Raw genomic sequence first — 22,604 nt, 5'->3', positions numbered from 1 at the left:
TAATGTTCAAATCCCTTCCCTCTGTCAAGCGCCCTACCAGCGCATTTGTCCGCCCAGCGGTTTCGCCTTCTGGGCACCGCGCCGGGTCATCAGCACCCAGTCGTTGACCTGCATGTAGCGAGGGGCCAGGAACTGGTATATGTCGCGGATGCGGTTGGTGTTCTCGTCCGAACGCACCACGAAGATGGACTTCCAGACCTGGATGAAGTCTTCCCACGGCAGCAGGCGGGCATGCAGGGCGTCGCGGACCTCGCGGATATAGCCGATCTGGTTCTCGATATTCTTCAACATCGCCAGGATTTCGCCGGTCTGGGCATCCACCTGGTCGAAATAGTCCTGCAGAACCTTCAAGGCCCGCTGCGATAGGCGCGCCACCTGGTCGGCGGTCTCGATCATGGAACGGTCGGCGCCATAGATGCGGCGCAGGCCCTGCAGCTTCTCGTCGATCTTCTGGACCTCGCCAAAGGTATCGCGCAGCGCCTCGATATAGGCCAGTTCCTTGGCCAGGGTCTCGATATAGCGCACCACCTCGTCGCGGTTGTCGCGGCCCAGGCCCAATTCCTCGGCGGCCTCGGTGAAGGCCAGTTGCACGTTCTTCTTGACCTGGGGGTCGTCGGCCACCTGGGCCAGTTCGGTCACGCTGCTGATGACGTGCTCGTTGCCGGTCAACCAAGTCACCAGCTGCATGGTCAGGCGCTGATAGGCAATTCGGCGATGGCGATCCTGCGGCTCCCACGAGGCCTCGCGGGTGGTGACCTCCTTGGGCAGGGGATCGCCGGGGCGCAGGCCGCGCACGAATTGCAGCCCTTCCGACACCTTATCAAGCATGCGGAAATCATTGCTGTCGGGCTTCAGATTGAATTCGCGCTTGATGCCTTCCATGGAAAGCACCGCCTCGTTGGTGGCCAGCTTCAGCACGGCCACCGGCTCGCCGGAATCGGTCAGACGGAAATAGAGATCCTCGAACGATGTGAAGAACTTGTGCTCGAAGTTGATCTCGTTGCCGAGGTCAGGAAGCTCCGCCTTATCCTTTTCCTTGTCTTTTCCACTCGCATCCGCAGCCATGGTTTCCGTCCAGCATACCCCTTGCGGCGGGCCCCAAACCCACCGTATCCCTACCTGAGTATGCCGAGCCCCGCGACGGGGGGCAAGCCGTGCAAATTAAAGTTCCATTTCGACATATTGATGGCCGGGACGGCCATGGATGTAGCCATTGGCGAATTCGGCCCCCGGCACCAGGGCCGCCAGCCGATCCTCGGCCTCGGCCGGAGCCAGGCGGCCGTCCAGCACGGCGCGGAACAGCCCCGCAACCTGGGCCATGTCCGTCACATGCGGCCACAACCGAATGCTGGACACGCCCCGCCGGACCAGATCCCCCACCTCGCCCAGCAGGCTCATATGATGGTAGGACATGGTCTGGGTGCCGTTGACCGCCAGGAAGGGAACCTCGTCCAGGGTTTCCACCGCCATGCCGTCGGGATCGTCGGCGCAGACATACTGGCAGCCATCCTTGGACAGGCCGCGCGCCCGCGCCGCGTAGCACCGCGCCGAAATGGCCAGGGGCAGGCGGCCGAAGGCCTGGACCTCGATCCCCATCTTGGCCTTGGCCGCCAACTGGCCGATGGCGTCCGCCGCCAGTTCGGCGGGCAGGCAGACCCGCACCGCGCCCATGGCCTCCAGCGTGGCCAGGGTTCCTTCATTGTAGATGTTGAGCAGCGGCCCGGCGACGAAGCTCCGCCCGGCCATCATGGCCGCCACCGAGATATCGTTGGCTTCCACCAGCAGGCCGGACTCGGCCAGATCGCGGGCCTGGGCGGCTTCGCGGTCGTTCATGATCAGGGCCAGCGACGACGCCACCACCTGCTTGCCCGAGGCCTGCAGCCGCTCGATGACCTCGGGAATGACGGGGTCGAGGAAGGGGGTGCGCTTGGAACACACCACCTCGCCCACATGGACGATGTCGATGGCCTCGGCGTCGGCCATGCGGAAATAGAAGTCGCGAAAGGCGTCCGGCTTCCAGTTGAACAGGAGGGGGCCGAGGGTTATGGAAGTCATTTCAAATGCCCCTCACTCGCCGGGCGGGGATCGAAGAAACCCTTGGCTTTCGCGCGCACGAGCGCGCGGGCGCTCAATGCGCCAGTCGCTTCGCTCCGGTTCATCGCCAAGCCTTCTCGTAGGCGCCGGTGGTCTGCTTGCCACCCTCGGTGATGCGGTCCAGGTCGATCTCGGGCAGCGGACGCCCCGCCATCACCGCGTCCACCCCGGCGCGGAAGGCCTGGACCACGGCGGCCACATAGGCGCGGCCACGCTGGCGGCCCTCGATCTTGAAAGCGGTCACCCCGGCCTTGATCAGGTCGGGCAGGATGGCCAGGGTGTTGAGCGAGGTGGGCTCCTCGAACAGATAGCTGGCCTTGTCGCGGGCGATGAAGCGGCCCTTGCACAAGGTGGGATAGCCCGCCGGTTCGTTGGCGGCGAATTTGTTGATGGTGAAGCCCGACAGTTCCGAGGTGACGCCCTGCGCGGTCTCGGTATAGCGGACCTCGCCCGCCGGGGAACAGACGCCGTTCATGTTGGGCGACTGGCCGGTGACATAGGAGGACAGGGCGCAACGCCCCTCGGCCATGACGCACAGCCCGCCGAACACGAAGACCTCGGTCTCCACCGGAGCGATGCGGGCATTGATGGCGGAAATCTCCTGCACCGTCAGCACCCGGGGCAGCACCACCCGCTTGACCCCGAAGCGCTCGGCGTAGAAGGCGATGGCCTCGGGGTTGGAGGCGGCGGCCTGCACCGACAGATGCAGCCGAAGCTCGGGATGATGGCGGGCGGCGTGGTCGATCAGGCCGATATCGGCCAGGATGGCGGCATCGGCCTTCAGGCGGGCGGCGTCGGCCACCGCCTGATGCCACAGCTCCGGCTGGCCCGCGCGGGGGAAGGTATTGATGGCCACCAGCACCTTGGCACCCTTGTCATGGGCATAGGCGATGCCCTCGGCCAGTTCCTTGCGATTGAAGTTGAGGCCGGGGAAGTTCCGGGCATTGGTCTCGTCGCGAAAGCCCACATAGACACAGTCGGCACCGGCATCCACCGCGCTTTTCAGCGCCGCCGGAGTCCCGGCCGGGCAGACCAGTTCGGGCCGCGACGGGGGAAGCGTGCTCGCCATCACGCCGCGCCTCCGCGCCGTTGCGCCTTGCGCAACTGGCGGATTTCCGCCTCCAGGGCGTTGATGCGCGCCCCTTGGGCATCCACGTCCTTGACGGCGGGGGCGATCAGGGAGGCCCGCAGGGTCTCGAAATCATCGCGCAGGCGCCCGGCCAGCCCGGCGGCGGTGCCCGCCAGACGGCGAAAGGCGGTGCCCAGCGGCCCCAACTGGGCGGAAATGTCGTCGATCAGGTCGATCCCGGCGCCGTCGACGGCATTGCGGAGCGCCACCACCACCTCGGTGTCGCCCTCGATCACCAGTCGGCGCGAGAAGAACAGGGCGTCGCCATCCACCTTGCCCTCGGCCAGGGCCACCAGGGTCTCCAGCGAGCCGTGGATCACGGCCGCCGCCTCGCCGTTCTCGATCTGGCGGCGCACCAGCAGGGCGGGATGCTCGGGATGGGGGTCCAGCAGGATGACGAAGGGCAGGTCGGTGGGGTCGATGCAGACCGGCTTGTCGGCGTAGTCGGCCATGCGCTCCAGGATATCGGGATGTCGCGCGCGGATCATGCGCAGCATGGCGTCGAACAGCGGCTGCAGCATCTGGGGCCGCAGCGGCTGCAACGCCAATCCCAGCAGCAGCACCGGCGAGAACGGCGGCGGCGCCGGCCGGACGGAGCTTTGGACATGCCCTGGTATCATGGATGCGGCCTTTCGGAGCTGACAGCGCATACTGTCCATGGGTCATAGCCCCCCTCATTGACCGCCGTCAAGCAGGGGGAAAGGCCCGGCTCGCGGAGAGGCATTCGGATAGGCCGGGTCTTCTCCCCTTGGCAGCGGCGGGCGGGATGGCTACTTTCAAGGAATCAATCCTACCGAGGGGGGACCATGCAGATCGACGTCGACCTGGGCTCGCTGACCGCGCTCATCATCGACGACTCGCGCTATGCCCGCTCGTTCATCAAGACGGCGCTGCAGAGCTTCGGTTTCCGCACCATCCTGGAAGCCGGCGATGGCCCCACCGGACTGGAAACCATGCGGACCACCCCGGTCCAACTGGTGATCGTCGACCACGACATGTCGCCCATGAACGGCATCGACTTCACCCGCTATGTCCGCAGCGGCGATCTGGTGCCCTGCATCGACGTCACCATCTTGATGGTGTCGGGCGACGCCGCCAAGGAAACGGTGTTCATGGCTCGTAACGCCGGGGTCAACGAATTCCTGGTCAAGCCGATTTCGGCGGAATCCCTCTACCGTCGCATCCGCAACGCCATGATCAATCCCAAGGCGTTCGTCCAGACACCCGGCTTCACCGGCCCCGACCGGCGCAGCCTGGCCCGACCGCCCGCAGGCATTGCCGAGCGCCGCACCCGGCCGCCGCTGCCCAAGCCGCCGCCGCTGGTGGCGCCGCCGGGAAGCGCGCCATCCTCGTCCGCCGCCGCCCCGCCGCCCCAACCGGTCAAGCCGCCAACGGCCGAGCGCACCAGCCATCGCAAATTCGCCGCCGGTCAGGTCATTTTCCAGGAAGGCGAGCGCGGCGACGTGGCCTATGTAGTGGAAAGCGGCCGGGTCGCCATTTTCAAGACCGTGGACGGCGCCAAGGTGGTGCTGGGCCAGATCAAGACCAACGGCGTGTTCGGCGAGATGGCCCTGATCGACAACGAACCGCGCATGGCCTCGGCCGAGGCGGTGGAGGACACCACCTGCCTGGTGATCCCCATGGCGGCGCTGAAGGCGCAGATCGGCAAGACCCCCGATCTGGTGATCCTGGTGCTGGAAACCCTGCTGCACGATATCCGCAAGATGGGCCGCGAACTGGGCCAGGTCCGCGCCGCCCTGGAGAAGCGGCGGGCGTAGATCGGGAGCGCGGGCGCCCTCGCCCACTACCATGGCCGTCGCGGCCTCAATCATCCGCCGCGAATTTCTCCACCGACAGCGACAGCGGCTGGACCGGATCGCCAGGCGCGGGCGACAGCGATATTTCCGCGATATTGGTCAGGGAGCGGATGGTGCCCGTGGTCAGGTATTTGAAGGTCAGGGTCACCGGCAGCACGCCTGCCTGCATTTCGTCGAGGAAGACGCCGCAGCCGCGCGAATACTTGGAACCGGTGGCGAATTCGATGCGATAGGTGCCGTCGGGAATGCCGCCGACGCCGATATGGTAGGTGGCGGGGATATAGAACGACGCCACCGTGTGCCCCGCCAGGGTCTTCAGCTTGACCACGCCGTCGCGGCGTCCCTCGTTATGGATCAGCATGCGATGGTCGCCCGAGACGCGTCGGCTCAGCACCTCGCCCGCGCCGGGCTGGCCGCCCCGGTTCTCGGCGCACCACTGGCTCTTGAAGCGGGTGCCCGACCCGGCATAGAGCGAACGGGTCTCCACATAGCCGTCCACCCCGGCGGGTGTCCGGATATGGACCCATTCCGGCGTATCGGTGTCGCCGGTGACCTCCACCGTGGTGAAACGGTCCAGCAGGGTCAAGACCGGCGCACCAAAGATGGGGGCCATGCGCACCTTCAACCCCTCCACCGCCACATGGCGGATTTCGCCGATCCCCACCGGCCGCATGGCGATGGTCCCCGAAGTCGACACCGGAACGTCCCAGGGCTTGGTGGCGATCAGGGCGAAGACGGCGGCCGTCAGCGGCAGCGCCGCCAGCGGCAGGGCCTGGGCCAGGAACACTCCGCCGCCCAGACTCCACCGGCTTTTCAGTCGACGCGTGTCCCCGGCGTCGCGGGTGGCGTGCAGCAGGTCCTCGACCCGGGCGCGGTCATCGGGCAGCTTGGCGAAGCGGGCGGCCTGCAACCCCAGCGACCGGGCCAGTTCCAACTCGCCCCGGGCGAGGAAGGCGCGGCCCTGGCGAATCAGGATGCGGGCATTCTCGCGCCTGGGCTTGGAGCCGCCGAACAGATTGCCCAACAGGGCGAAGGGCGCGAGAAGCAGGCCGGGCAGTGACCACCATCCCCACAGCCAGGTGATGATGGAGGCCTTCACCGCCGTGCGGTCGGCGCATGCCCGGCAAAAAATTCCCTCCAACCGGCCCGTTTTTGCCCACACCAGATACGAGCGGACAGTGCGATAGACCACGTAGCGGGGCTGGGCGGTCAGGCTGCCACAGCAGGAACAGGCGATGGGAATCGCCCCGGCCGGAACCGAAACATCGTCGTCATCGTCCAGGCATTCCTGGCCGGTAGTATCGTATTCGGCCCGGCGCACCACATCGCGCAGGACGGCATAGGCTTCCATAAGCCTTTGAAATTCCTCACGCGCGCGCGACGAGGCATTGCGGTCGGGATGGACCGACTTCACCCGGTTGCGATAGGCCGACTTGATGGCGGTCGCGTCCGCCCCCGGAGACAGTCCGAGGACGGCGTAATAGCCCTTTGGGTCGCGTGCCAGGGTGTTCATGGCGGATTTCGCAGCCGGATCCGGTGAGTCATTCTGCAGGTTGCTTTGCAAGGCCCATGCCGCCTGTTCCGCCGACGAAGCAATTCACCCGCGGATCATACCACGATGCGGGTGCCCGGCGAGTCGGCGGGCGGCAATTCGACGAAGCCGCGACCCGACTGGAACCCCACCATGCCCTTGACCCCGGTCAGTTGGGCGCATTCGGCGAAGATGCCGGATATGTCGCGGCGGATATCGGACTCCAGCGGCTGGTCGCTGCGGATGATCAAATCGAAGCGCTTGGCATCCTTTTGCACCAGACCCTCGAACTGGATGCGGCCCAGGCGGCTCATGCTCACATCCAGGATGAAGCGTTGCTCGTCGCCCTTCTTGCCGCCCTGGCCCGCCTCGTCACCCGATACCCGCTGGACATAGAGATGGATGGGGTCCACCTGGGCGCCATAGGCGAAGGGCATGGTCAGAACCTGCCAGTCGCCGTCGCCGCGCGGCCGCTGGGCCTGGTCCGAAAGCTCCAGCATGTCCTTCTTCAGCCGCTCCGCCAGATCACGCCGCCCGGCCCGGTCCAGGCCACGGGTGACGCCCTCGCCCATCACGGCGCGCACATCGCCCGAGCGCACCGCCCCCGCGAAGACCGACAGCGCCGCCGCCAGCCGGGGATTGGCCTGGGGAATCATGCGGACCAACTGATCCGCCACCGCCCGGTCCATCTGCATCAACGTATCCACCGCCGAATCCAGGGCGGGCCAACCGCCTTGGGTCAGTCCCTGGCTGTCCGAGGCCGACAACGGCGCGGGCGGCGGCGCGGGTGCTCCCATCACTTCCAGGCGCAGGCCGGAGCCCACCGCCAGACTGGGACCACCCGGCAGCGACAACAGCCCGGCGGGGGTCTGCACCAGGGCGGTGCCGCCCGGCGAATGGGACACGACCGTGCCGGGCAGGGGGATCGGCGTGGTGGGTTGGGACGGCGTCGGTGCCTGAGACGAAGATTGTGGTATCGGCGGCGGCATCGCGCCGCCCGGCGCCTGGGGCGTCTGCCCCGGAGTCTGGGTCGGTGGTGGACGCAAGCCCGTGGGCTCGCCATGGCTGGGCGGTGGGGCGAAGGGCTTGGCCGCCTCGGCCGGAGTCTCCGGCATTGCCGGATTCGGGGGGGAGGGCTGTGGCATCCCGGCCTTGGCCCCGGGATCGGTCAGGAGCGGTAGCGGGGCGCCGCCGCCCGGCGGCACCACCCCGGCGATGCGCACGGTCAACTGAGTTCCCGGCACCAGATCGGCCAGACCCGGCGGCGGCGCGGCGGCCTGGCCGCCCGGCGTCTGCCCCGGCGCCAGCAGGGTCGCCCCGGCGGGGGCGGGCCGCAGCACGGTGGCGGTCAATCCCAGGGGAGCGGCGGATGCGCCGCCCGGCCCCAGGGAGGGCTGGGGCTGTCCCAGGGCGACGGAATCGCCGCGCCCCATGGGCTGGGGCATGCCGCCCGCCTTGGCGGCGCCGGGATTGAGCAGGTCGGCGAGGCCGGGCAGTTGCGGCAAGCCGGGCAGCCCAGCGGCAAGCGGCGGCGTGCCGAAGGGGCGGCCGTTGACCGAGAGCAGCTTGAAGGCGAAGCCGCCGCCCGCCGCCTGGGTCAGTTGCAGGCCCAGATCGGCCTGGGGCGGCAGGGTCAGGCTGGGCGGCAGACGCAGCGACAAGGTGGTGCCGTCGGCGGTGGTCACCTGCACCAGCCCCCTGGCCGCGACCGCGTCCAGGGCGGCGGTGACCAGCGCCCCGGCGGGCAGCTTGGCCAGGGCCTCGGCCCCCGATCCCACCACCACCGTCAGCACCGGCGGGCTGGATACCGTCGCGGGGACGGGAGTGGGTGGCGGGGCGGGCGGGATGGCCGAGGAGGTCATGGGCTAGTCCAATCCGCTCGGGCGGGCGAGACGCCCGCGCTCCGGACCGGCGCCCGGCGTCCGGGGGGCCATCATCACCTCGGCCGGATCAGCCGTTCGACGATGGCTTCCACGTCGGCGGCGGCCTCGGCGTTGGGCGAGCGGGTCATGATGGGGGTCTGGTTGCGGATGGCTTCCCGCACCTTGAGATCGCGGCGGATGACGCCCGCCAGCGGCGGCGAAATCTTCAGGAAACCCTCGCAGGCCTTCAGCAGGGTATTGTAGATGCGCTCGCCCTCGCGGGTGGAATTGGCCATGTTGACCACGATACGCATATCGGTGCCCGGCCGTTCCATATGGGTGACCTTGATGAAGGCATAGGCGTCGGTCAGCGAGGTCGGCTCATCGGTGGTCACCACCATGATGGTGCCCGCCTGCTGCGAGAAATTGCGCGTGGTCTTCTCGACGCCGGCGCCGAGATCCACCACCACCCGGTCGTAATTGCCCGCCAGCAGCACCAGGTCCTCGCCCAGCATCTGCAGCCGCGACAGCGGAATATTGGCCAGGGTGCCCGATCCCGAGCGCCCGGCGATGATGTCGAAGCCACCATCGGGATAGGGCGTCAGCGCCTGATTCAGGGTTTGGCGCCCGGCCACCACGCTGCCCAGGTCGGTCTTGGGCATCAACCCCAACTGGATGTCCACATTGGCCAGGCCAAGATCGCCATCGAACAGCAGCACCCGCTGGCCCGCCCGGGCCAGGGCATGGGACAGGGTGATGGAAAACCAGGTCTTGCCCACGCCGCCCTTGCCGGAGGCAACCGCGACGACATTGCGGCCCTTGGCCCGGATGGGGGGGCGCGGCGCGAGCATGGGAGCTTCGGTCGTGGTCATGATGCGGGTGCCTCGGTCCAGAAAGTTTCATCGTGGGGTGCGGGTTCGGGGGCTTGCGGCATGATCAGCCGGGCCAGGGAAATGGCAGAGATCGGCGCGATGCCCGATGCCACATGCGGGCTGGCCGAAACGTCGCAGAAGGCCATCTGGCCCGCCTCGGCGCAGGACAGGATGCCGCCCAGGCGCCGCGTCGTGTCGAGCCGGGAGGCGAACAGCCGGGTGGTGCCCACCTCGGCGAAGGCCTCGCCGATCTCGGCGGCTTCCACCGCATCGCCACCGGCGGCCAGTACCAGCACCGGCTCCACATTGGCGGCCTCGATCAGCGCCTGGAGATAGTCCATGTCACTTTGCTTGAACGGATTGAGGCCGGGGGAATCCACCAGCACCAGATCGAACAGGCCCTGGCTGCTGTCCACCACCCGGGCCAGGGCCTCGGGGCCTCGGGCACGCACCAGGTCCAACTCCAGGATATTGGTAAAGGCGGCCAGTTGTTCAACCGCGCCCGCGCGGATGTTGTCGCAGGTGATGACCCCCACCTGACGCTGCTTCAGCACGCTGCGCGCCGCCAGCTTGGCCACGGCGATGGACTTGCCCGAACCGTTGGGTCCCACCAGCATGAAGGCGCGCGGCGCGCCGTGTTCCGGCAGATGGGCAAAGCTGAAACCCGCTTCCAGGGCGGCGGCGCAGGCCAGCGCCGGGTCGGAGAGTTCCGAGGTCCGGGCGGCGTTGACCAGCCGGTCGGCCAATCGCTGGGGAACGCCATGGTCGGACAGGGCCTTGCGCACCTCGTCGGCGGCGGACGAGCCCGTGACCTCTTCCAGCATTTCGGCGATGGCCATGTCGGCGTCGGCCGGTTCCAGGGCGGCGGTGATGCGCACGCCCTTGCTTCCGGCGGCCCGCTGGGTCGAGACGATGATGGCGTCGTCGCCCAGTTCCTGGCGAACCAGTTCCATGGCCTCGGCCATGGTGGGCGCGGTGAAGGATTTCAGGCGCATGGGCCGCTCTCCCCGTCATCCCGAGCGCTGCGAGGGATCTCCGCCTGGAGCGATGGCGGCAAAATGGACGAATTGGAGCAGGATGAGATCCCTCCTCCCGGTGGTCGTCGGGATGACATCTGCACGGCTCTCATATCTGTCCCAGCGTCTTGATGCGGGCCTTGGGGTGGATTTCCGACTGGCTCATGACCACCGTCATGGGGCGGAAGCGCTCGATGATGGAGCGCACATAGGGCCGCACCACCGGGCTGGTCAGCAGGATCGGCGTCTCGCCTTGCATGGCGAAGCGCTCGAAGGTCTGGCGCACCCGGTTGATGAAGTCCTGCAACTGGCTGGGCGCCATGGAAATCTGCTTTTCCTCGCCGCTGCCCACCAGGCTTTCGGCGAAGGCCTGCTCCCATTCCGGGCTCAGGGTGACCAGCGGAATGAAGCCCTGGTGTCCGGTATTGCCGTCCGAAATCTGCCGCGCCAGCCGGGCGCGGACATGCTCGGTGATCATTGTGACGTTGCGGGTATGGCCGCAGGCCTCGGCGATGCCTTCCAGAATGGTGGGCAGATCGCGGATGGAGACGCGCTCGCCCAGCAGGTTCTGCAGCACCCGCTGCAGGCCGCCCACGGTCATCTGGCTGGGAATCAGCTCGGTGACCAGCTTCTGGTGTTCCTTGTCCAGCTCGTCCAGCAGCTTCTGGGTCTCGGCGTGACTCAGCAGCTCGGACATGTTGTCCTTGATCACCTCGGTCAGATGGGTGGTGATCACCGTGGGCGGATCCACCACGGTATAGCCCCGGAACAGAGCCTCTTCCCGCACCCCCGAATCAATCCACATGGCGGGCAGGCCGAAGGTCGGCTCGCGGGTCTTCTCGCCCGGCAGGGTGATCTCCTCGCCCCGGGGGTCCATGATCAGCAGCATGTTGGGGCGCAGATCGCCCCGCCCGGCCTCCACGTCCTTGATGAAGACCACATAGGTGTTGGCGGGCAGCTGCATGTTGTCCTGGATGCGCACCGAGGGCATGACGAAGCCCATCTCTCCCGCCACGGCGCGGCGCAGGCTCTTGATCTGGTCGGTCAGGCGCTGGCCCTTGGGGTTGTTGATCAGCTGCAGCAGGCCATAGCCCAGTTCCAGGCGGACATGGTCGATACGCAATGCCGTCGAGATGGGCTCTTCCGCCACCGGGGCCTGTTGCATGGCCTGGGCGGATTCCTTGTGGGCCTCTTCCTCGGCCTTGGTGCGCTGGTGCTTGTCCAGGAAATAGGCCGCCGCGCCCATGCCGCAGCCCAGCAGGGCGAAGGGCACGAACGGCATGGAAGGCACCAGCGCCATCATGCCCATCAGGGCGCCCGCCATGCCCACCGCGCGGGGATAGCCCGCCAACTGGTTGAACAGGGCCTTGTCCATGGAATCGGGCACGCCCGCCTTGGTCACCAGCATACCGGCCGAGACCGAGACGATCAGGGCGGGAACCTGGGTGACCAGGCCTTCACCGACGGTCAGCTTGGTATAGATGTCGGCGGCCTGGCTGAAGGTCAGGCCGTTCTGGGCCATGCCGATGATCATGCCGCCGATGATGTTGATCGACGTGATCAGCAGACCGGCAACGGCATCGCCACGCACGAATTTCGAGGCACCGTCCATGGAACCGAAGAAGGCCGATTCCTGTTCCAGCTCGGAGCGGCGCTTCCGGGCGGTGGGTTCGTCGATCAGACCGGCCGACAGATCGGCGTCGATGGCCATCTGCTTGCCCGGCATGGCGTCCAGGTTGAAGCGGGCCGCCACTTCGGCGATACGCCCCGAACCCTTGGTGATGACCACGAAATTGACGATCACCAGGATGGCGAAGACGATGATGCCGATGACGAAATTGCCGCTCATGATGAAGCTGGCGAAGGCGGCGATGACCTTGCCCGCGCCGTCGACGCCTTCATGCCCGTGCGACAGGATCAGGCGGGTCGAGGCCAGGTTGAGCGACAGGCGGATCAGGGTGGTGATCAGCAGCACGGTGGGATAGGAGCTGAACTGAAGCGGCTTCTCGATGAAGATCGAGACCATCAGGATCAGCACCGACATGGTCAGCGACAGGGCCAGGCCCACGTCCAGCGCCCAGGCGGGCAGCGGCAGGATCAGCACCATCAGGATCATGATGATGCCGACGGCGAAGCCGACATCGCCCCGGCGCGCGGCGGCCCCCATGCGGTCGAAGAACTGCCTTGCCGCTACCTGCCCGTCCGAAGCGCCGCCCTCAGCCATGATATCCGCCTTGCTGCCTGATCATGCGTCTACAGACCGGCCCGTTCGGGCTCGCCGCCGGCCGGCGGCACGTCGATACCCTCGTCCACATACTGCTTCAGCTTGTTCCTCAGCGTGCGGATGGAAATCCCCAAGATATTGGCGGCATGGGTGCGATTGCCCAGGCAGTGCGAAAGCGTGTCGATGATCAGGTCGCGTTCCACCTCGGCCACGGTCTTGCCCACCAGATTGACCTTGGCGCCGCCCATGACGGCGGCAGCGGCATTGGCGGCCTGGGCCACCACCGGATCGGGATTGGTGCCGACCGAACCGCCCGACAGGATGATGGCGTCGGGTCCGATCTCGGCCCCGGTGGCCAGCAGCACGGCGCGGTGCATGCAGTTTTCCAGCTCGCGCACATTGCCGCGCCAGACATGCCGCGTCAGCATCTGCTTGACCTCGGCCGACAGCGAGCGGTTGGGCAGGGCGTTGGCCTCGGTGTAGCGCTTGACGAAATGATCGGCCAGCACCGCGATGTCCAGCGGCCGCTCGCGGAGCGCGGGCAGCGCCAGGGTCACCACGTTGAGGCGATAATAGAGATCCTCGCGGAAGGTGCCCTTCCTGACCTCGTCCTCCATGGTGCGGTTGGAGGTGGCGAGAATGCGCACATCGACCTTGACCGGCTGGTTGCCGCCGACCCGGTCGATTTCCTTTTCCTGGAGCACGCGCAGCAGCTTGGACTGCAGCCGCACATCCATTTCCGAGATTTCGTCCAGAAGAAGCGTGCCGCCATTGGCTTCCTCGAACTTGCCGATGCGCCGGGCCACCGCGCCGGTGAAGGCGCCCTTCTCGTGGCCGAACAGCTCGGATTCCAGCAGGTTTTCCGGAATGGCGGCGCAGTTGACGGCGACGAAGCGCTTGTCCGAGCGGCGGCTTTTGTTGTGGACGAAGCGGGCGATCAGTTCCTTGCCGGTGCCGGATTCGCCGGTGATCATGATGGAGGCGTCGGAATTGGCCACCTGCTCGGCCAGCTTCAGGGTCTGCGCCATGCGCGGATCCTTGAAGACGATATTGTGGCTTTCCTGGGTGACGGCGGCGATGACGGCGGCGATCAGTTCGGCGTCGGGCGGCAGCGGGATGTATTCCTTGGCGCCCGCCTTGATGGCGCGCACGGCGGCCGAGGCATCCGACGCAATGCCGCAGGCCACCACCGGCACCACGATGCGCTCGGCTTCCAGCGAGTCGATCAGGCCCTTGATGTCCCGCTTGACGTCGATCATCACCAGATCGGCGCCCTGACTCCGCAAGACTTCAAGGCCGGCAGGCACGTCCTCGGCCTGACGGACCTTGGCGCCCCGGGCCATGGCGATCTGGCTGGCGGCCCCGATCTGTCCGTCGAGCGTGCCAATGATCAGAAGTCGCATGTCGTCGCTCTCCCGTCCGTCCGACCCACGATCACGCGCGGTCTGTCTTGATGATTTCCGTCATGGTCACGCCCAGGCGATCTTCCACCACCACCACCTCGCCACGCGCCACCAGGCGATTGTTGACGTAGATGTCGATGGCCTCGCCCACCTTGCGGTCCAGTTCCACCACCGCGCCGCGCCCCAGCTTCAGCAACTGGTTGACCTGCATGGTGGCCTTGCCCAGCACCGCCGAGACCTGGACCGGAATATCGTAGACGGCTTCCAGGTCGCGGGCCGACCTCGGAACGTCGGGAATGTCACCCCGTTGCTCCTCGCCCTCGGGCGCGAAATCGCTCAGTTCGAAATCGGGCATAATGTCCTCCTAGAACCGGCCGGAGCCGGAATAAGTGCTTACTCTTCCCTTGCCTCGGGCAGCGCCAGGCTGCGGGCCACGGCTTCCTCGATATCGGCGATCAGGCGGGCCTGGTCGCGTTCGGCACCGCCATCGGTCCATTCCACCCGGCAATCGCCCCGGGCCAGGCGCTGGTCGGCCTGGACCACCACGCGGCCCTCGAAGCCATGCATCACCGCCACCGATTCCAGGCGTTCGCGCACCGGGTCCACCAGATCGGCCTCGGTGCGGACGATGATGCGCGGCTCGTCCAGCACATTGGCAAAGCAGTCCTGGACGGTGCGCACCACCTCCTCGAAGGCATGTTCCTCACAGGCGGCGGGCAGAATCTTGCGCAGAACCGCCATGGCCACCCGGGCGGCCACCCGCTGGGCCTCGTCAGCCGCCTGCTCCTGGGCGCCGTGCAGGCTCCCCATGGCTTCGGCCAGCCGGGTCATGGCCTCGGCCAGTTGCGCCTCGGCCGAAGCCGCCGCTTCGGCCAGCCCGGTATTGCGGCCTTCCTCCCAGGCGGCCTCGCGCACCACCTGCAGGTCCTCCTCGGTGAAGGTGGGCGGCGGCGGCGCCTCGGGCTCGGGCTCGTGGTCATGTTCGGCCTCGGCCGCCGCGGCAGCCGCGGCGGCGGCCCGCGATTGCGAGGGCGGGCCGAAATCCAGGTCGAACATGTACTTCTTGTAGGTGGCCATTCTTAAATCATTCGCCTCAATCGCCGGTGCTCGCTCCGCTCGCTTGGCTTTCGCGCCACGCATGCTCCGCATGCAAACAATCGTTTGCCAGCGTAGCTGGCGGGCGCGCCGACCCTTGGTCGCAACTCCTCGCGGATGCTCGTCGAGCCTTGTGCTTCTTCTCCGCCTTAGTACACCAGCTCGTCTTCCTCGCGGCCCTCGGAGATGACGATCTGACCCGATGCCGCCAGTTCCTTCGCCATGACCACGATGGCCGCCTGGGCCTGGTCCACGTCGCGCAGGCGGACGGGGCCGAGGGCTTCCATGTCTTCCCTGAGCATCTTGCCCGCGCGTTCGGACATGTTCTTGAAGAACAGTTCCTTGACCGCGTCGGCGCCGCCCTTGAGGGCAATGGCCAGCTTGTCCTTTTCCACCGAGCGCAGCAGCACCTGGATACCCGCCGCGTCGATGCGGATGAGGTCGTCGAAGGTGAACATGAGCGCCTTGATCTTTTCCGAGCTTTCGCGATTGCGCTCTTCCAGGGCGGACATGAAGCGGTTCTCGGTGTTGCGGTCCAGGTTGTTGAAGATGTCGGCCATGAGTTCGTGGGCGTCGCGGCGTTGGGTGCGGGCCAGATTGGTCATGAACTCGCTCCTCAGGGTCTTTTCGATGCCGTCCAGCACTTCCTTCTGCACCACTTCCATGCGCAGCATGCGCATGATGACTTCCATGGCGAAGTTTTCCGGCAGCACGGCGAGCACGCGCGCCGCGTGGTCCGGCTTGATCTTGGACAGCACCACCGCCACGGTCTGGGGGTATTCGTTCTTCAGGTAGTTGGCCAGCACCTGTTCCGACACATTGCCCAGCTTGTCCCACATGGTGCGACCGGCGGGACCACGGATTTCCTCCATGATGGCCGCGACGCGATCCTTGGGGATCGACTTCATCAGCAAGCGTTCGGTGGTATCGAAGGTACCGGTCAGCGAGCCGGTGGACGACAGGGCGTCGGCGAATTCCACGAAGACGCGTTCCACCAGATTGGATGACACCGTGCCCAAGGACGCCATGATCTGGGACAGTTCCTTGATCTCGTCATCGCCCAGCATGCCGAACAGCTTGGCCGAGTGCTCCTCGTTCAAGGACAGCATGAACATGGCGGCCTTCTGGGGACCGGTGAGGCTGCGATAGTCTTCTTTGACGCGACCCATGGCGTTTTCCTATCAGCTTTCCTGGTACAGCCAGTTGCGGATGATCGAGAGGGCTTCTTCCGGATGCTTCTCGACGATTTCGCCGATCTTGCGGATGGAGGACGCCTTGACGCGGCCTTCCACCTTGTCGATGTCGATCAGCTCGTCGGCGATGACTTCTTCCTCGCCGCCCAGGGCGGGCGGTCCGGCGGCGCCGGGGCCGGTCAGCTGGGGCATGGCGCCGCCCTCGGCGGTGAGCAGGCGGCGGCCATCGGGGCCGACCTGGCCCTGCATGGACTCGATGGCGCGGCTGATGAGCGGGCGCAGGACCAGCAGCAGGAACAGGATGGCGACGATGGACAGGCCCAGGTTCGAGGCCACCTTCTCGACGAATTCGCGGCGCATGCCGAAGATGAATTCGCCGGGTTCCTCGGCTTCCAGCAGTTCCTCGCCCTTGTAGAAGGGCATGGAGGCAACCTTGACCTGATCCTCGCGGTCCTTGGTGAAGCCGATGGCCGACTTCACCAGCGCCTCGATCTGGGCCAGTTCCTCGGCGGAGCGGTCGCGATACGAGGTCTGCTTGCCATCGGCGGATTTCTCGCGCACGCCGTCGACGATGACCGCGGCCGAGACCTTGCGGATCTCGCCCATCTCGCGCACCGTGTTCTTGGTCTTGCGCGAGATTTCGTAATTGACGGTTTCCTGGCTCTTGTTGGCCTTGGTGGAGGTGCGGATATTGCCCGAGGCCGAGGCATTGGGGTCGGGCAGGTTCTGCTGTACCGTCACCGGGGTGGGTTCGGCGTCCTGGCTCTGCTCGCCCTCGTTGATGGTGACCTGCGAGCGCACCACCTTGGTCTCGGGATCGAAGGTCTCCTCGGTGGTCACGGCGCTGCTCATGTCCATGTCCACCGTGACCTCGGCCCGCACCCGGCCCGGCCCCAGCGAGCGTTCCAGCAGGTCCTCGATGGTCTTGACCAGCCGGGCCTCGGTGTTGAGGCGCATCTCCTCGGCGGACTGGGCCTGATACTCCTTCGAGTTCTCGAATCCCTTGGCCAGCAGGGTGCCCTTGTCGTCGACGATGGAGATGCGCGACGGCTTCATCTTGGGCACGGCGGCGGCGATCAGATGCTGGATGGCGGTGGTCTGGGCCTTTTCCAAGCGGCCGTTGCCCTGCATCTTCAAGATGACCGAGGCCGAGGGCTCCTGGGTCTCGCGCGAGAAGGCCTCGCGCTTGGGCAGCACCAGATGGACACGGGCCGCCTTCACCTTGTCGATGGAGCGGATGGTCTTGGCCAGTTCGCCTTCCAGGGCGCGAACCATGGTGACGTTCTGCTGGAAACTGGTGGCGCCCAGGGCATCTTGCTTATCGAACAGTTCGTAGCCCGCCATGCGGCCACCGCTGGGCAGCGCCTGTTCCGCCATGCGCACCCGCAGGTCGAGCTTGCGGTCCTTGGGCACCCAGACCTCGGTACCGTCCTTGCGCAGTTCGTAGGGAACCTTTTCGGCGGTCAGCTTCTCGATGATCTGCTTGGAATCCGCCAGATCGAGGTCGCCATAGAGCAGTTCCATCTGAGGCGCGGCGACGCGGCTCATCAGGTAGATGAAGAAGCCCAGGATACTGACGCCGACACCGGCGATGGCGGCAAGCCGCATGGGGCCAAGGCCGCGCAGCATCTGAAGGAATGCGTTCACGTCGTCTCCATCGCCCCAAGGTCCCGGCCGTCTCGCCCGGGGACGCGACAATACGCGACCCGGCCAGCCTTGCATCAGACGGCCAGCCTAAATCCCTGTCACTGAACAGATGGTTAACGACCCGGCAAATTTTGCCGGGTTAAGGGCGAAATCAGCGCAAGACCTTGGCTTCCGCCTCGCACTCGTCATGGGCGCGGACATCGCCCGCCCTGGCGAACAGCCGCGCCGCCGCCTGCATGGCGGCATGGGCCGCCTTGTGGTCGCCTTCGTCGGCCAGGACATGGGACAGGGCCCGGCTGGCCTTGGCCTCACCCAGCAGGTCGCCCGCCTCGCGGAACAGGCCCAGCGCCTTGTCGCAATCGGCGCGGGCGCGATCCAACTGCCCCAGGGCCCGGGCCAGGGTCGCCAGGGACCGCAGGGCATGGGCCTCGCCCAGGGTATCGCCCGCCCGGCGGAAATGGGCCAGGGCCTGACGATAATGGTCCATCGCCTTGTCCTGGCGCCCGGCATCGCGCTCCAGATGTCCCAGGCGGCGGGCCACATGGCCCATGCCCGACGCATCCGAGGCACTGTCATAAAGCGCCAGGGCGGACAGGTAACAGCTTTGCGCCTCGGCACCGGCCCCTTGGCGTTCGGCCAGACGGGCGAGACGGACCAGCAGGGCGGCCTGATGGTGCTGGTCGCCCCGCCGTGCATGAATGGTCCGGGCCTCCACATAGGCCTCGCGGGCGCCGTTGGGATGGCCGGTCTCGGCCTCCAGGTCGCCGATCAGCAGCAGGGCCTGGGCCTCGCCACTCTCGTCGCCGCTCTGATGATACAGCAGGCGGGCGCGACGGAACGCCTCGCGGGCGGGCTGGCGTTCCCCGGCGAGCCAAAGCGCCTCGCCCTGGTCCAGGATGGTATCCGCTTCGCTCCGGGTCATGGCCGCCTCGCGCCTCTGCTACGGTTTCATGACAGCAGCCTAGCACGCCCCCCAGACTGTCGCACGCGCGGCCTCGACATGGCCGCCGCGAAATAGTTCTTTGACCTCACAGGCGGGAGGATTAAATCATGGGTATCATGAGGTCTGTTCTTGCTGCCCTCCTCGTTCTCGGCTGCGCCGCCAGCGCCGAAGCCGCCGACTGCACCGCATCGGCGGCACCGCAGGTGGATTGGCAGCGCTGCTACATGGATGGGCGCGACTTCATCGGCGACGACCTGAAGGGGGCGAGGCTGCGCGAAACCAGCTTCCAGCGCTCCAACCTGTCCCGGGCGGATCTCAGCCGCGTCGACGGCTACCGCGCCCGTTTCATCAGCGCGACCATGCCATCGGTCAGACTGGACGACGGCGTGTTCAGCGAGGCAGACTTCACCAAGGCCGATCTGAGCGGCGCCTCGCTGGTGCGGGCCGATCTTCGCCGGGCGCGGTTCTTCCACGCCTCGCTGCGCAAGGTGGACCTGAGCGGTGCCCGCGTGCAGGGGGCCGACCTGCTGGGCGCCGACCTGTCGGGGGCGACCTGGGTGGATGGAAAGAAAGTCTGCGCGGAAGGGTCTGTCGGCCAATGCAACTGAGCCGATGCCACGGTTTGACGAGTACGGGGTATCACCCAAGATGAAGACCAGTGATCCTATCGACGTCGCTTCCCACTGCGCCCGTGCCGCGCTGGGCATGATGGAGCGCCACAAGGTCCCTCCGACCCCGGAGAACTTCGCCATCTGGTACGCCTTCGTCGCTGGGCGCAATCCGGCGCTGTCCGACGCCATCAACGCCATCCTGTCGGGCGGCGGCAAGTTCACCACCAAGGTCAATGAGGAGCTTTACGAGCGTTTCGCCGTGTTCGGCCAGGACAAGGCGGAATTGCGCGAAGTTGGCCTGCGGGTCGAGGAAGCGGTGGGCAAGGTGCTGGAATATCTCAGCAATGCCGGGCAGGGAACCGCCAGCTACGGCGCCGCGCTGGAAACCTTCAGCGGCCGCCTGTCCGGCGGCCCCGCCCCCGACCATCTGAGCGAGGCGGTGGGCGCCATCCTGGCCGAAACCAAAGCCATGGCCGAGATCAACCGCCAGCTCGAACACAATCTGGAAGCGTCGAGCACCGAAATCGTGCGCCTGCGCAACGAATTGGACGACCTGAAGCGCGAGGCCGCCACCGACGCCCTGACCCAACTGGCCAACCGCAAGATGTTCGACCACTCCCTGGCCCTGGCCATCCACAATGCCCGGGACGGCGGTCACCCCCTCAGCCTGTTGATGATCGATATCGACCACTTCAAGCAGTTCAACGACACCTACGGCCACCCCTTGGGCGACCAGATCCTGAAGCTGGTGGGGCGCTCGCTGACCGAGATCGTCAAGGTCAAGGATACCGCCGCCCGCTATGGCGGCGAGGAATTCGCCGTCATCCTGCCCGACACCTCCCTGGCCGATGCCATGGCCATGGCGGAAACCATCCGCAGCCAGGTGGCGGCCAAGCGGGTGACCAACCGCCGGACCGGCCAGGTGCTGGGCCAGGTGACCCTGTCGGCGGGCGCCGCCACCTATGTGGCGGGGGAAGACCCCGAATCCTTCGTCAATCGCGCCGACGAGGCGCTGTATCTGGCCAAGCGCACCGGCCGCAACCGGGTCAAGAGCCAGGAAGACGTCGCGGTGGCCGCCAAGACCTCCGAAGACCTCTGAGCCCCGCCCTCAGCCCCGTTCCAGCAGGCTGGAATCGCCATAGGAGTAGAAGCGGTACCCCGCCGCCTTGGCGTGTTCATAGGCCGCCTTCATGGCGTCGAGCCCCATGAAGGCCGAGACCAGCATGAACAGGGTCGAGCGCGGCAGGTGGAAATTGGTCATCAGCACGTCCACCAGCCGGAAACGGTAGCCCGGCGTGATGAAGATATCGGTGGCGGCATCGAAGGGATGCAGGATGCCGGTCTCGTCGGCGGCACTTTCCAGCAGGCGCGCCGCCGTGGTGCCCACCGCCACCACCCGGCCGCCCCGCGCCCGGGCGGCGTTGATCGCCGCCGCCGCTTGGCCCGTGATCACGCCGATTTCCGAATGCATGCGATGGTCGCTGGTGTCGTCCACCTTGACCGGCAGGAAGGTTCCCGCCCCCACATGCAAGGTGACGCAGACCCGCTCGATGCCCCTAGCGTCCAGTGCCGCCAGCAGGTCGGGGGTGAAATGCAGCCCGGCGGTGGGGGCGGCGACGGCCCCCTTCTCCCGGGCGAACACCGTCTGATAGTCGTCGTGGTCGCGCTGGTCGGCCACGCCCTTCCTGATATAGGGCGGCAGCGGCATGCGGCCGAAATCCTCGAGCACCGCCAGCAGGGCCTCGCCCGACTGGTCGAAGGCCAGCGTCACCTCGCCCGCCTCGCCCTTGTCCGCCACCAGGGCCGAGAAGCCCTCGCCGAAGGTCACCCGGTCGCCGGGCCGCAGCTTCTTGGCCGGGCGGGCGAAAGCCTTCCAGGCATCCAGGGCGACGCGCTGGTGCAGCGTCACCTCCACCCCCGCCTCGCCGCGGCGGCCGAACAGCCGGGCCGGAATGACACGGGTGTCGTTGAACACCATCACGTCGCCGGGCCGCAGGAGTCGAGGCAGGTCGGCGACCATGGCGTCGGCCCGCCCAGCCGGCGTCACCCGCAGCAGCCGAGACGAGCCGCGCGGCTCGGCCGGACGCTCGGCGATCAGCTCGCGCGGCAGGTCGAAATCGAAGTCATCCACTTTCATGGGGTGGGTTTAGGCCGCCAAAATGGGCGCGTCAATCACCAGGCAAAATGGCATAGTATGTTCGGATCATACAGCACGGACGGCCATGGACCTGTTCCCCCCCTTCGAGCCTCACGCCTCTGGCATGCTGCCGGTCGGTGATGACCATCTCATCTACTGGGAAGTTTCGGGAAATCCCGACGGCCCGGTGGTGGCCTTCGTCCATGGCGGACCGGGGGCGGGCACCGCCCCCGCCTATCGCCGCTTTTTCGATCCCGGCTTCTGGCGCATCGTGCTGTTTGACCAGCGCGGCTGCGGCCGCTCCAGACCCCATGCCTCGGTGAAGGCCAACACCACCGCCCATCTGGTGGCGGATATGGAGAAGCTGCGGCGCCATCTGGGGGTGGACCGCTGGCTGCTGTTCGGCGGCTCGTGGGGCAGCACCCTGGCCCTGGCCTATGGCCAAGCATACCCCGAGGCCTGCACCGGCTTCGTGCTGCGCGGCATCTTCCTGTTCCGCCCCCACGAGGTCGATTGGTTCCTGAGCGGCATGGGGCACTTCTTCCCCGAGGCTTGGCGGAGATTCATCGGCCATCTGCCGGTGCTGGAGCGCTCGGACCCGCTGGCCGCCTATATGCGCCGCCTCAATGACCCCGACCCTTCGGTGCATCTCGCCGCCGCCCGGATGTGGTGCGGCTACGAGGAAGCCTGCTCCCGACTGATGCCCCCCGCCTCCCAGGCCGAGGGCGACGGGCCCGGCAGCCTGTCCATGGCCCGCATCGAAGCCCATTACATGGTTCATGAGGGCTTCCTGGAACCGGACCAGTTGCTGACCGGCCTGGGACGCATCCGCCATCTGCCCTTGACCGTGGTCCAGGGCCGCTATGACGTGGTCTGCCCCCCCGCCACCGCCGAGGAACTGGTGCGGGAATGGCCGGGATCGGTGCTGCGGATCATCCCTGATGCAGGCCATTCCGCCATGGAGACCGGCACCCGCGTCGCCCTGGTGGAGGCGGTCGAGGCCATGAAGTCGCGGATCAGGCGGTGATTT

The 22,604-nt window shown here is 66.8% G+C and carries 20 protein-coding genes; 4 read left to right on the top strand and 16 right to left on the bottom strand.

Translation table 11 applies throughout. The features are described from left to right. Window positions 1-33: 33 nt before the first annotated feature. From A6A04_RS07065 to ubiT, 4 genes are all read right to left on the bottom strand, one after another. Window positions 34-1,065 (bottom strand): hypothetical protein, encoded by a 1,032-nt coding sequence (locus A6A04_RS07065; protein ID WP_068491271.1) that lies wholly within the window; start codon window positions 1,063-1,065, stop codon window positions 34-36. A gap of 96 nt (window positions 1,066-1,161) precedes the next feature. Then, entirely contained in the window at window positions 1,162-2,055 is an 894-nt protein-coding gene (gene ubiV, locus A6A04_RS07060) for a ubiquinone anaerobic biosynthesis protein UbiV (protein ID WP_068491269.1), read from the bottom strand. 100 nt (window positions 2,056-2,155) lie between these two features. Further along, window positions 2,156-3,163: a ubiquinone anaerobic biosynthesis protein UbiU gene (gene ubiU / locus A6A04_RS07055; protein ID WP_068491266.1), complete on the bottom strand. Its 1,008-nt coding sequence runs from the start codon at window positions 3,161-3,163 to the stop codon at window positions 2,156-2,158. Continuing rightward, the gene (gene ubiT / locus A6A04_RS07050; RefSeq protein ID WP_068491262.1) at window positions 3,163-3,843 is read right to left on the bottom strand and encodes a ubiquinone anaerobic biosynthesis accessory factor UbiT; all 681 of its coding nucleotides are present in this window, start codon (window positions 3,841-3,843) and stop codon (window positions 3,163-3,165) included. Before ubiT ends, ubiU begins: the two co-directional genes overlap by 1 nt. Window positions 3,844-4,029: 186 nt before the next feature. Here ubiT and A6A04_RS07045 point away from each other — a divergent pair, with 186 nt between their 5' ends. Beyond that, window positions 4,030-5,001, top strand: coding sequence for a cyclic nucleotide-binding domain-containing protein (locus A6A04_RS07045; RefSeq protein ID WP_068491260.1), 972 nt, complete (start codon window positions 4,030-4,032; stop codon window positions 4,999-5,001). Between the two features lie 46 nt (window positions 5,002-5,047). On the opposite strand, the gene A6A04_RS07040 is transcribed toward A6A04_RS07045, so the two are convergent. The 11 genes from A6A04_RS07040 to A6A04_RS06990 form a co-directional block, all read right to left on the bottom strand. Then, window positions 5,048-6,553 (bottom strand): DnaJ domain-containing protein, encoded by a 1,506-nt coding sequence (locus A6A04_RS07040; protein ID WP_068491258.1) that lies wholly within the window; start codon window positions 6,551-6,553, stop codon window positions 5,048-5,050. 95 nt (window positions 6,554-6,648) lie between these two features. Further along, window positions 6,649-8,433, bottom strand: a complete 1,785-nt coding sequence (locus tag A6A04_RS07035; RefSeq protein WP_068491256.1) for a hypothetical protein — start codon at window positions 8,431-8,433, stop codon at window positions 6,649-6,651. Window positions 8,434-8,507: 74 nt separating this feature from the next. Next, window positions 8,508-9,305 carry a MinD/ParA family protein gene (locus A6A04_RS07030; RefSeq protein ID WP_068491254.1) on the bottom strand — a complete coding sequence of 266 codons (798 nt, stop codon included), beginning with the start codon at window positions 9,303-9,305 and terminating at the stop codon, window positions 8,508-8,510. Continuing rightward, window positions 9,302-10,300 (bottom strand): flagellar biosynthesis protein FlhF, encoded by a 999-nt coding sequence (locus A6A04_RS07025; RefSeq protein WP_068491252.1) that lies wholly within the window; start codon window positions 10,298-10,300, stop codon window positions 9,302-9,304. The genes A6A04_RS07030 and A6A04_RS07025 overlap by 4 nt, the downstream gene beginning before the upstream one ends. Window positions 10,301-10,430: 130 nt before the next feature. Further along, complete coding sequence (gene flhA, locus A6A04_RS07020) at window positions 10,431-12,545, bottom strand: flagellar biosynthesis protein FlhA (protein WP_068491251.1); 2,115 nt, start codon at window positions 12,543-12,545, stop codon at window positions 10,431-10,433. A gap of 29 nt (window positions 12,546-12,574) precedes the next feature. Then, a complete protein-coding gene (gene flbD, locus A6A04_RS07015; protein WP_068491248.1) occupies window positions 12,575-13,948 on the bottom strand; it encodes a sigma-54-dependent transcriptional regulator FlbD in 1,374 nt (457 codons plus the stop codon). A 31-nt stretch (window positions 13,949-13,979) separates the two neighbouring features. Continuing rightward, window positions 13,980-14,303 carry a flagellar motor switch protein FliN gene (fliN, locus tag A6A04_RS07010; protein ID WP_068491246.1) on the bottom strand — a complete coding sequence of 108 codons (324 nt, stop codon included), beginning with the start codon at window positions 14,301-14,303 and terminating at the stop codon, window positions 13,980-13,982. A 38-nt stretch (window positions 14,304-14,341) separates the two neighbouring features. Beyond that, window positions 14,342-15,025 carry a FliH/SctL family protein gene (locus tag A6A04_RS07005; RefSeq protein WP_068491245.1) on the bottom strand — a complete coding sequence of 228 codons (684 nt, stop codon included), beginning with the start codon at window positions 15,023-15,025 and terminating at the stop codon, window positions 14,342-14,344. A gap of 167 nt (window positions 15,026-15,192) precedes the next feature. Further along, the gene (gene fliG / locus A6A04_RS07000) at window positions 15,193-16,212 is read right to left on the bottom strand and encodes a flagellar motor switch protein FliG (protein ID WP_068491243.1); all 1,020 of its coding nucleotides are present in this window, start codon (window positions 16,210-16,212) and stop codon (window positions 15,193-15,195) included. A 12-nt stretch (window positions 16,213-16,224) separates the two neighbouring features. After that, window positions 16,225-17,883: a flagellar basal-body MS-ring/collar protein FliF gene (gene fliF / locus A6A04_RS06995; RefSeq protein ID WP_068491241.1), complete on the bottom strand. Its 1,659-nt coding sequence runs from the start codon at window positions 17,881-17,883 to the stop codon at window positions 16,225-16,227. A gap of 151 nt (window positions 17,884-18,034) precedes the next feature. Further along, window positions 18,035-18,805 carry a tetratricopeptide repeat protein gene (locus tag A6A04_RS06990; RefSeq protein ID WP_068491240.1) on the bottom strand — a complete coding sequence of 257 codons (771 nt, stop codon included), beginning with the start codon at window positions 18,803-18,805 and terminating at the stop codon, window positions 18,035-18,037. A 137-nt stretch (window positions 18,806-18,942) separates the two neighbouring features. On the opposite strand from A6A04_RS06990, the gene A6A04_RS06985 reads away from it, so the two are divergent. Both A6A04_RS06985 and A6A04_RS06980 read left to right on the top strand, forming a co-directional pair. Next, on the top strand, window positions 18,943-19,434 hold the full coding sequence (locus A6A04_RS06985) for a pentapeptide repeat-containing protein (RefSeq protein ID WP_068491438.1): 492 nt from the start codon (window positions 18,943-18,945) through the stop codon (window positions 19,432-19,434). A 40-nt stretch (window positions 19,435-19,474) separates the two neighbouring features. Beyond that, on the top strand, window positions 19,475-20,536 hold the full coding sequence (locus A6A04_RS06980) for a GGDEF domain-containing protein (protein ID WP_068491238.1): 1,062 nt from the start codon (window positions 19,475-19,477) through the stop codon (window positions 20,534-20,536). Between the two features lie 9 nt (window positions 20,537-20,545). Here A6A04_RS06980 and queA read toward each other — a convergent pair whose 3' ends face one another. Next, window positions 20,546-21,574, bottom strand: a complete 1,029-nt coding sequence (gene queA / locus A6A04_RS06975) for a tRNA preQ1(34) S-adenosylmethionine ribosyltransferase-isomerase QueA (RefSeq protein WP_068491237.1) — start codon at window positions 21,572-21,574, stop codon at window positions 20,546-20,548. A gap of 85 nt (window positions 21,575-21,659) precedes the next feature. Between queA and pip the strand changes: the two genes are divergently transcribed. Then, the gene (gene pip / locus A6A04_RS06970; RefSeq protein ID WP_068491235.1) at window positions 21,660-22,601 is read left to right on the top strand and encodes a prolyl aminopeptidase; all 942 of its coding nucleotides are present in this window, start codon (window positions 21,660-21,662) and stop codon (window positions 22,599-22,601) included. Window positions 22,602-22,604: the final 3 nt, after the last annotated feature.

Source organism: Paramagnetospirillum marisnigri (assembly GCF_001650715.1).
Classification (GTDB): Bacteria; Pseudomonadota; Alphaproteobacteria; order Rhodospirillales; family Magnetospirillaceae; genus Phaeospirillum; species Phaeospirillum marisnigri.
This window is presented reverse-complemented; position numbering and strand designations above follow the sequence as displayed.

Excerpts from the sequence above, each read along its gene's own strand:
- A6A04_RS07065 (WP_068491271.1), bottom strand. The coding sequence starts at position 1,065 with ATGGCTGCGGATGCGAGTGGAAAAGACAAGGAAAAGGATAAGGCGGAG.
- ubiV (WP_068491269.1), bottom strand. The coding sequence starts at position 2,055 with ATGACTTCCATAACCCTCGGCCCCCTCCTGTTCAACTGGAAGCCGGAC.
- ubiU (WP_068491266.1), bottom strand. The coding sequence starts at position 3,163 with ATGGCGAGCACGCTTCCCCCGTCGCGGCCCGAACTGGTCTGCCCGGCC.
- ubiT (WP_068491262.1), bottom strand. The coding sequence starts at position 3,843 with ATGATACCAGGGCATGTCCAAAGCTCCGTCCGGCCGGCGCCGCCGCCG.
- A6A04_RS07045 (WP_068491260.1), top strand. The coding sequence starts at position 4,030 with ATGCAGATCGACGTCGACCTGGGCTCGCTGACCGCGCTCATCATCGAC.
- A6A04_RS07040 (WP_068491258.1), bottom strand. The coding sequence starts at position 6,553 with ATGAACACCCTGGCACGCGACCCAAAGGGCTATTACGCCGTCCTCGGA.
- A6A04_RS07035 (WP_068491256.1), bottom strand. The coding sequence starts at position 8,433 with ATGACCTCCTCGGCCATCCCGCCCGCCCCGCCACCCACTCCCGTCCCC.
- A6A04_RS07030 (WP_068491254.1), bottom strand. The coding sequence starts at position 9,305 with ATGACCACGACCGAAGCTCCCATGCTCGCGCCGCGCCCCCCCATCCGG.
- A6A04_RS07025 (WP_068491252.1), bottom strand. The coding sequence starts at position 10,300 with ATGCGCCTGAAATCCTTCACCGCGCCCACCATGGCCGAGGCCATGGAA.
- flhA (WP_068491251.1), bottom strand. The coding sequence starts at position 12,545 with ATGGCTGAGGGCGGCGCTTCGGACGGGCAGGTAGCGGCAAGGCAGTTC.
- flbD (WP_068491248.1), bottom strand. The coding sequence starts at position 13,948 with ATGCGACTTCTGATCATTGGCACGCTCGACGGACAGATCGGGGCCGCC.
- fliN (WP_068491246.1), bottom strand. The coding sequence starts at position 14,303 with ATGCCCGATTTCGAACTGAGCGATTTCGCGCCCGAGGGCGAGGAGCAA.
- A6A04_RS07005 (WP_068491245.1), bottom strand. The coding sequence starts at position 15,025 with ATGGCCACCTACAAGAAGTACATGTTCGACCTGGATTTCGGCCCGCCC.
- fliG (WP_068491243.1), bottom strand. The coding sequence starts at position 16,212 with ATGGGTCGCGTCAAAGAAGACTATCGCAGCCTCACCGGTCCCCAGAAG.
- A6A04_RS06990 (WP_068491240.1), bottom strand. The coding sequence starts at position 18,805 with ATGACCCGGAGCGAAGCGGATACCATCCTGGACCAGGGCGAGGCGCTT.
- A6A04_RS06985 (WP_068491438.1), top strand. The coding sequence starts at position 18,943 with ATGAGGTCTGTTCTTGCTGCCCTCCTCGTTCTCGGCTGCGCCGCCAGC.
- A6A04_RS06980 (WP_068491238.1), top strand. The coding sequence starts at position 19,475 with ATGAAGACCAGTGATCCTATCGACGTCGCTTCCCACTGCGCCCGTGCC.
- queA (WP_068491237.1), bottom strand. The coding sequence starts at position 21,574 with ATGAAAGTGGATGACTTCGATTTCGACCTGCCGCGCGAGCTGATCGCC.
- pip (WP_068491235.1), top strand. The coding sequence starts at position 21,660 with ATGGACCTGTTCCCCCCCTTCGAGCCTCACGCCTCTGGCATGCTGCCG.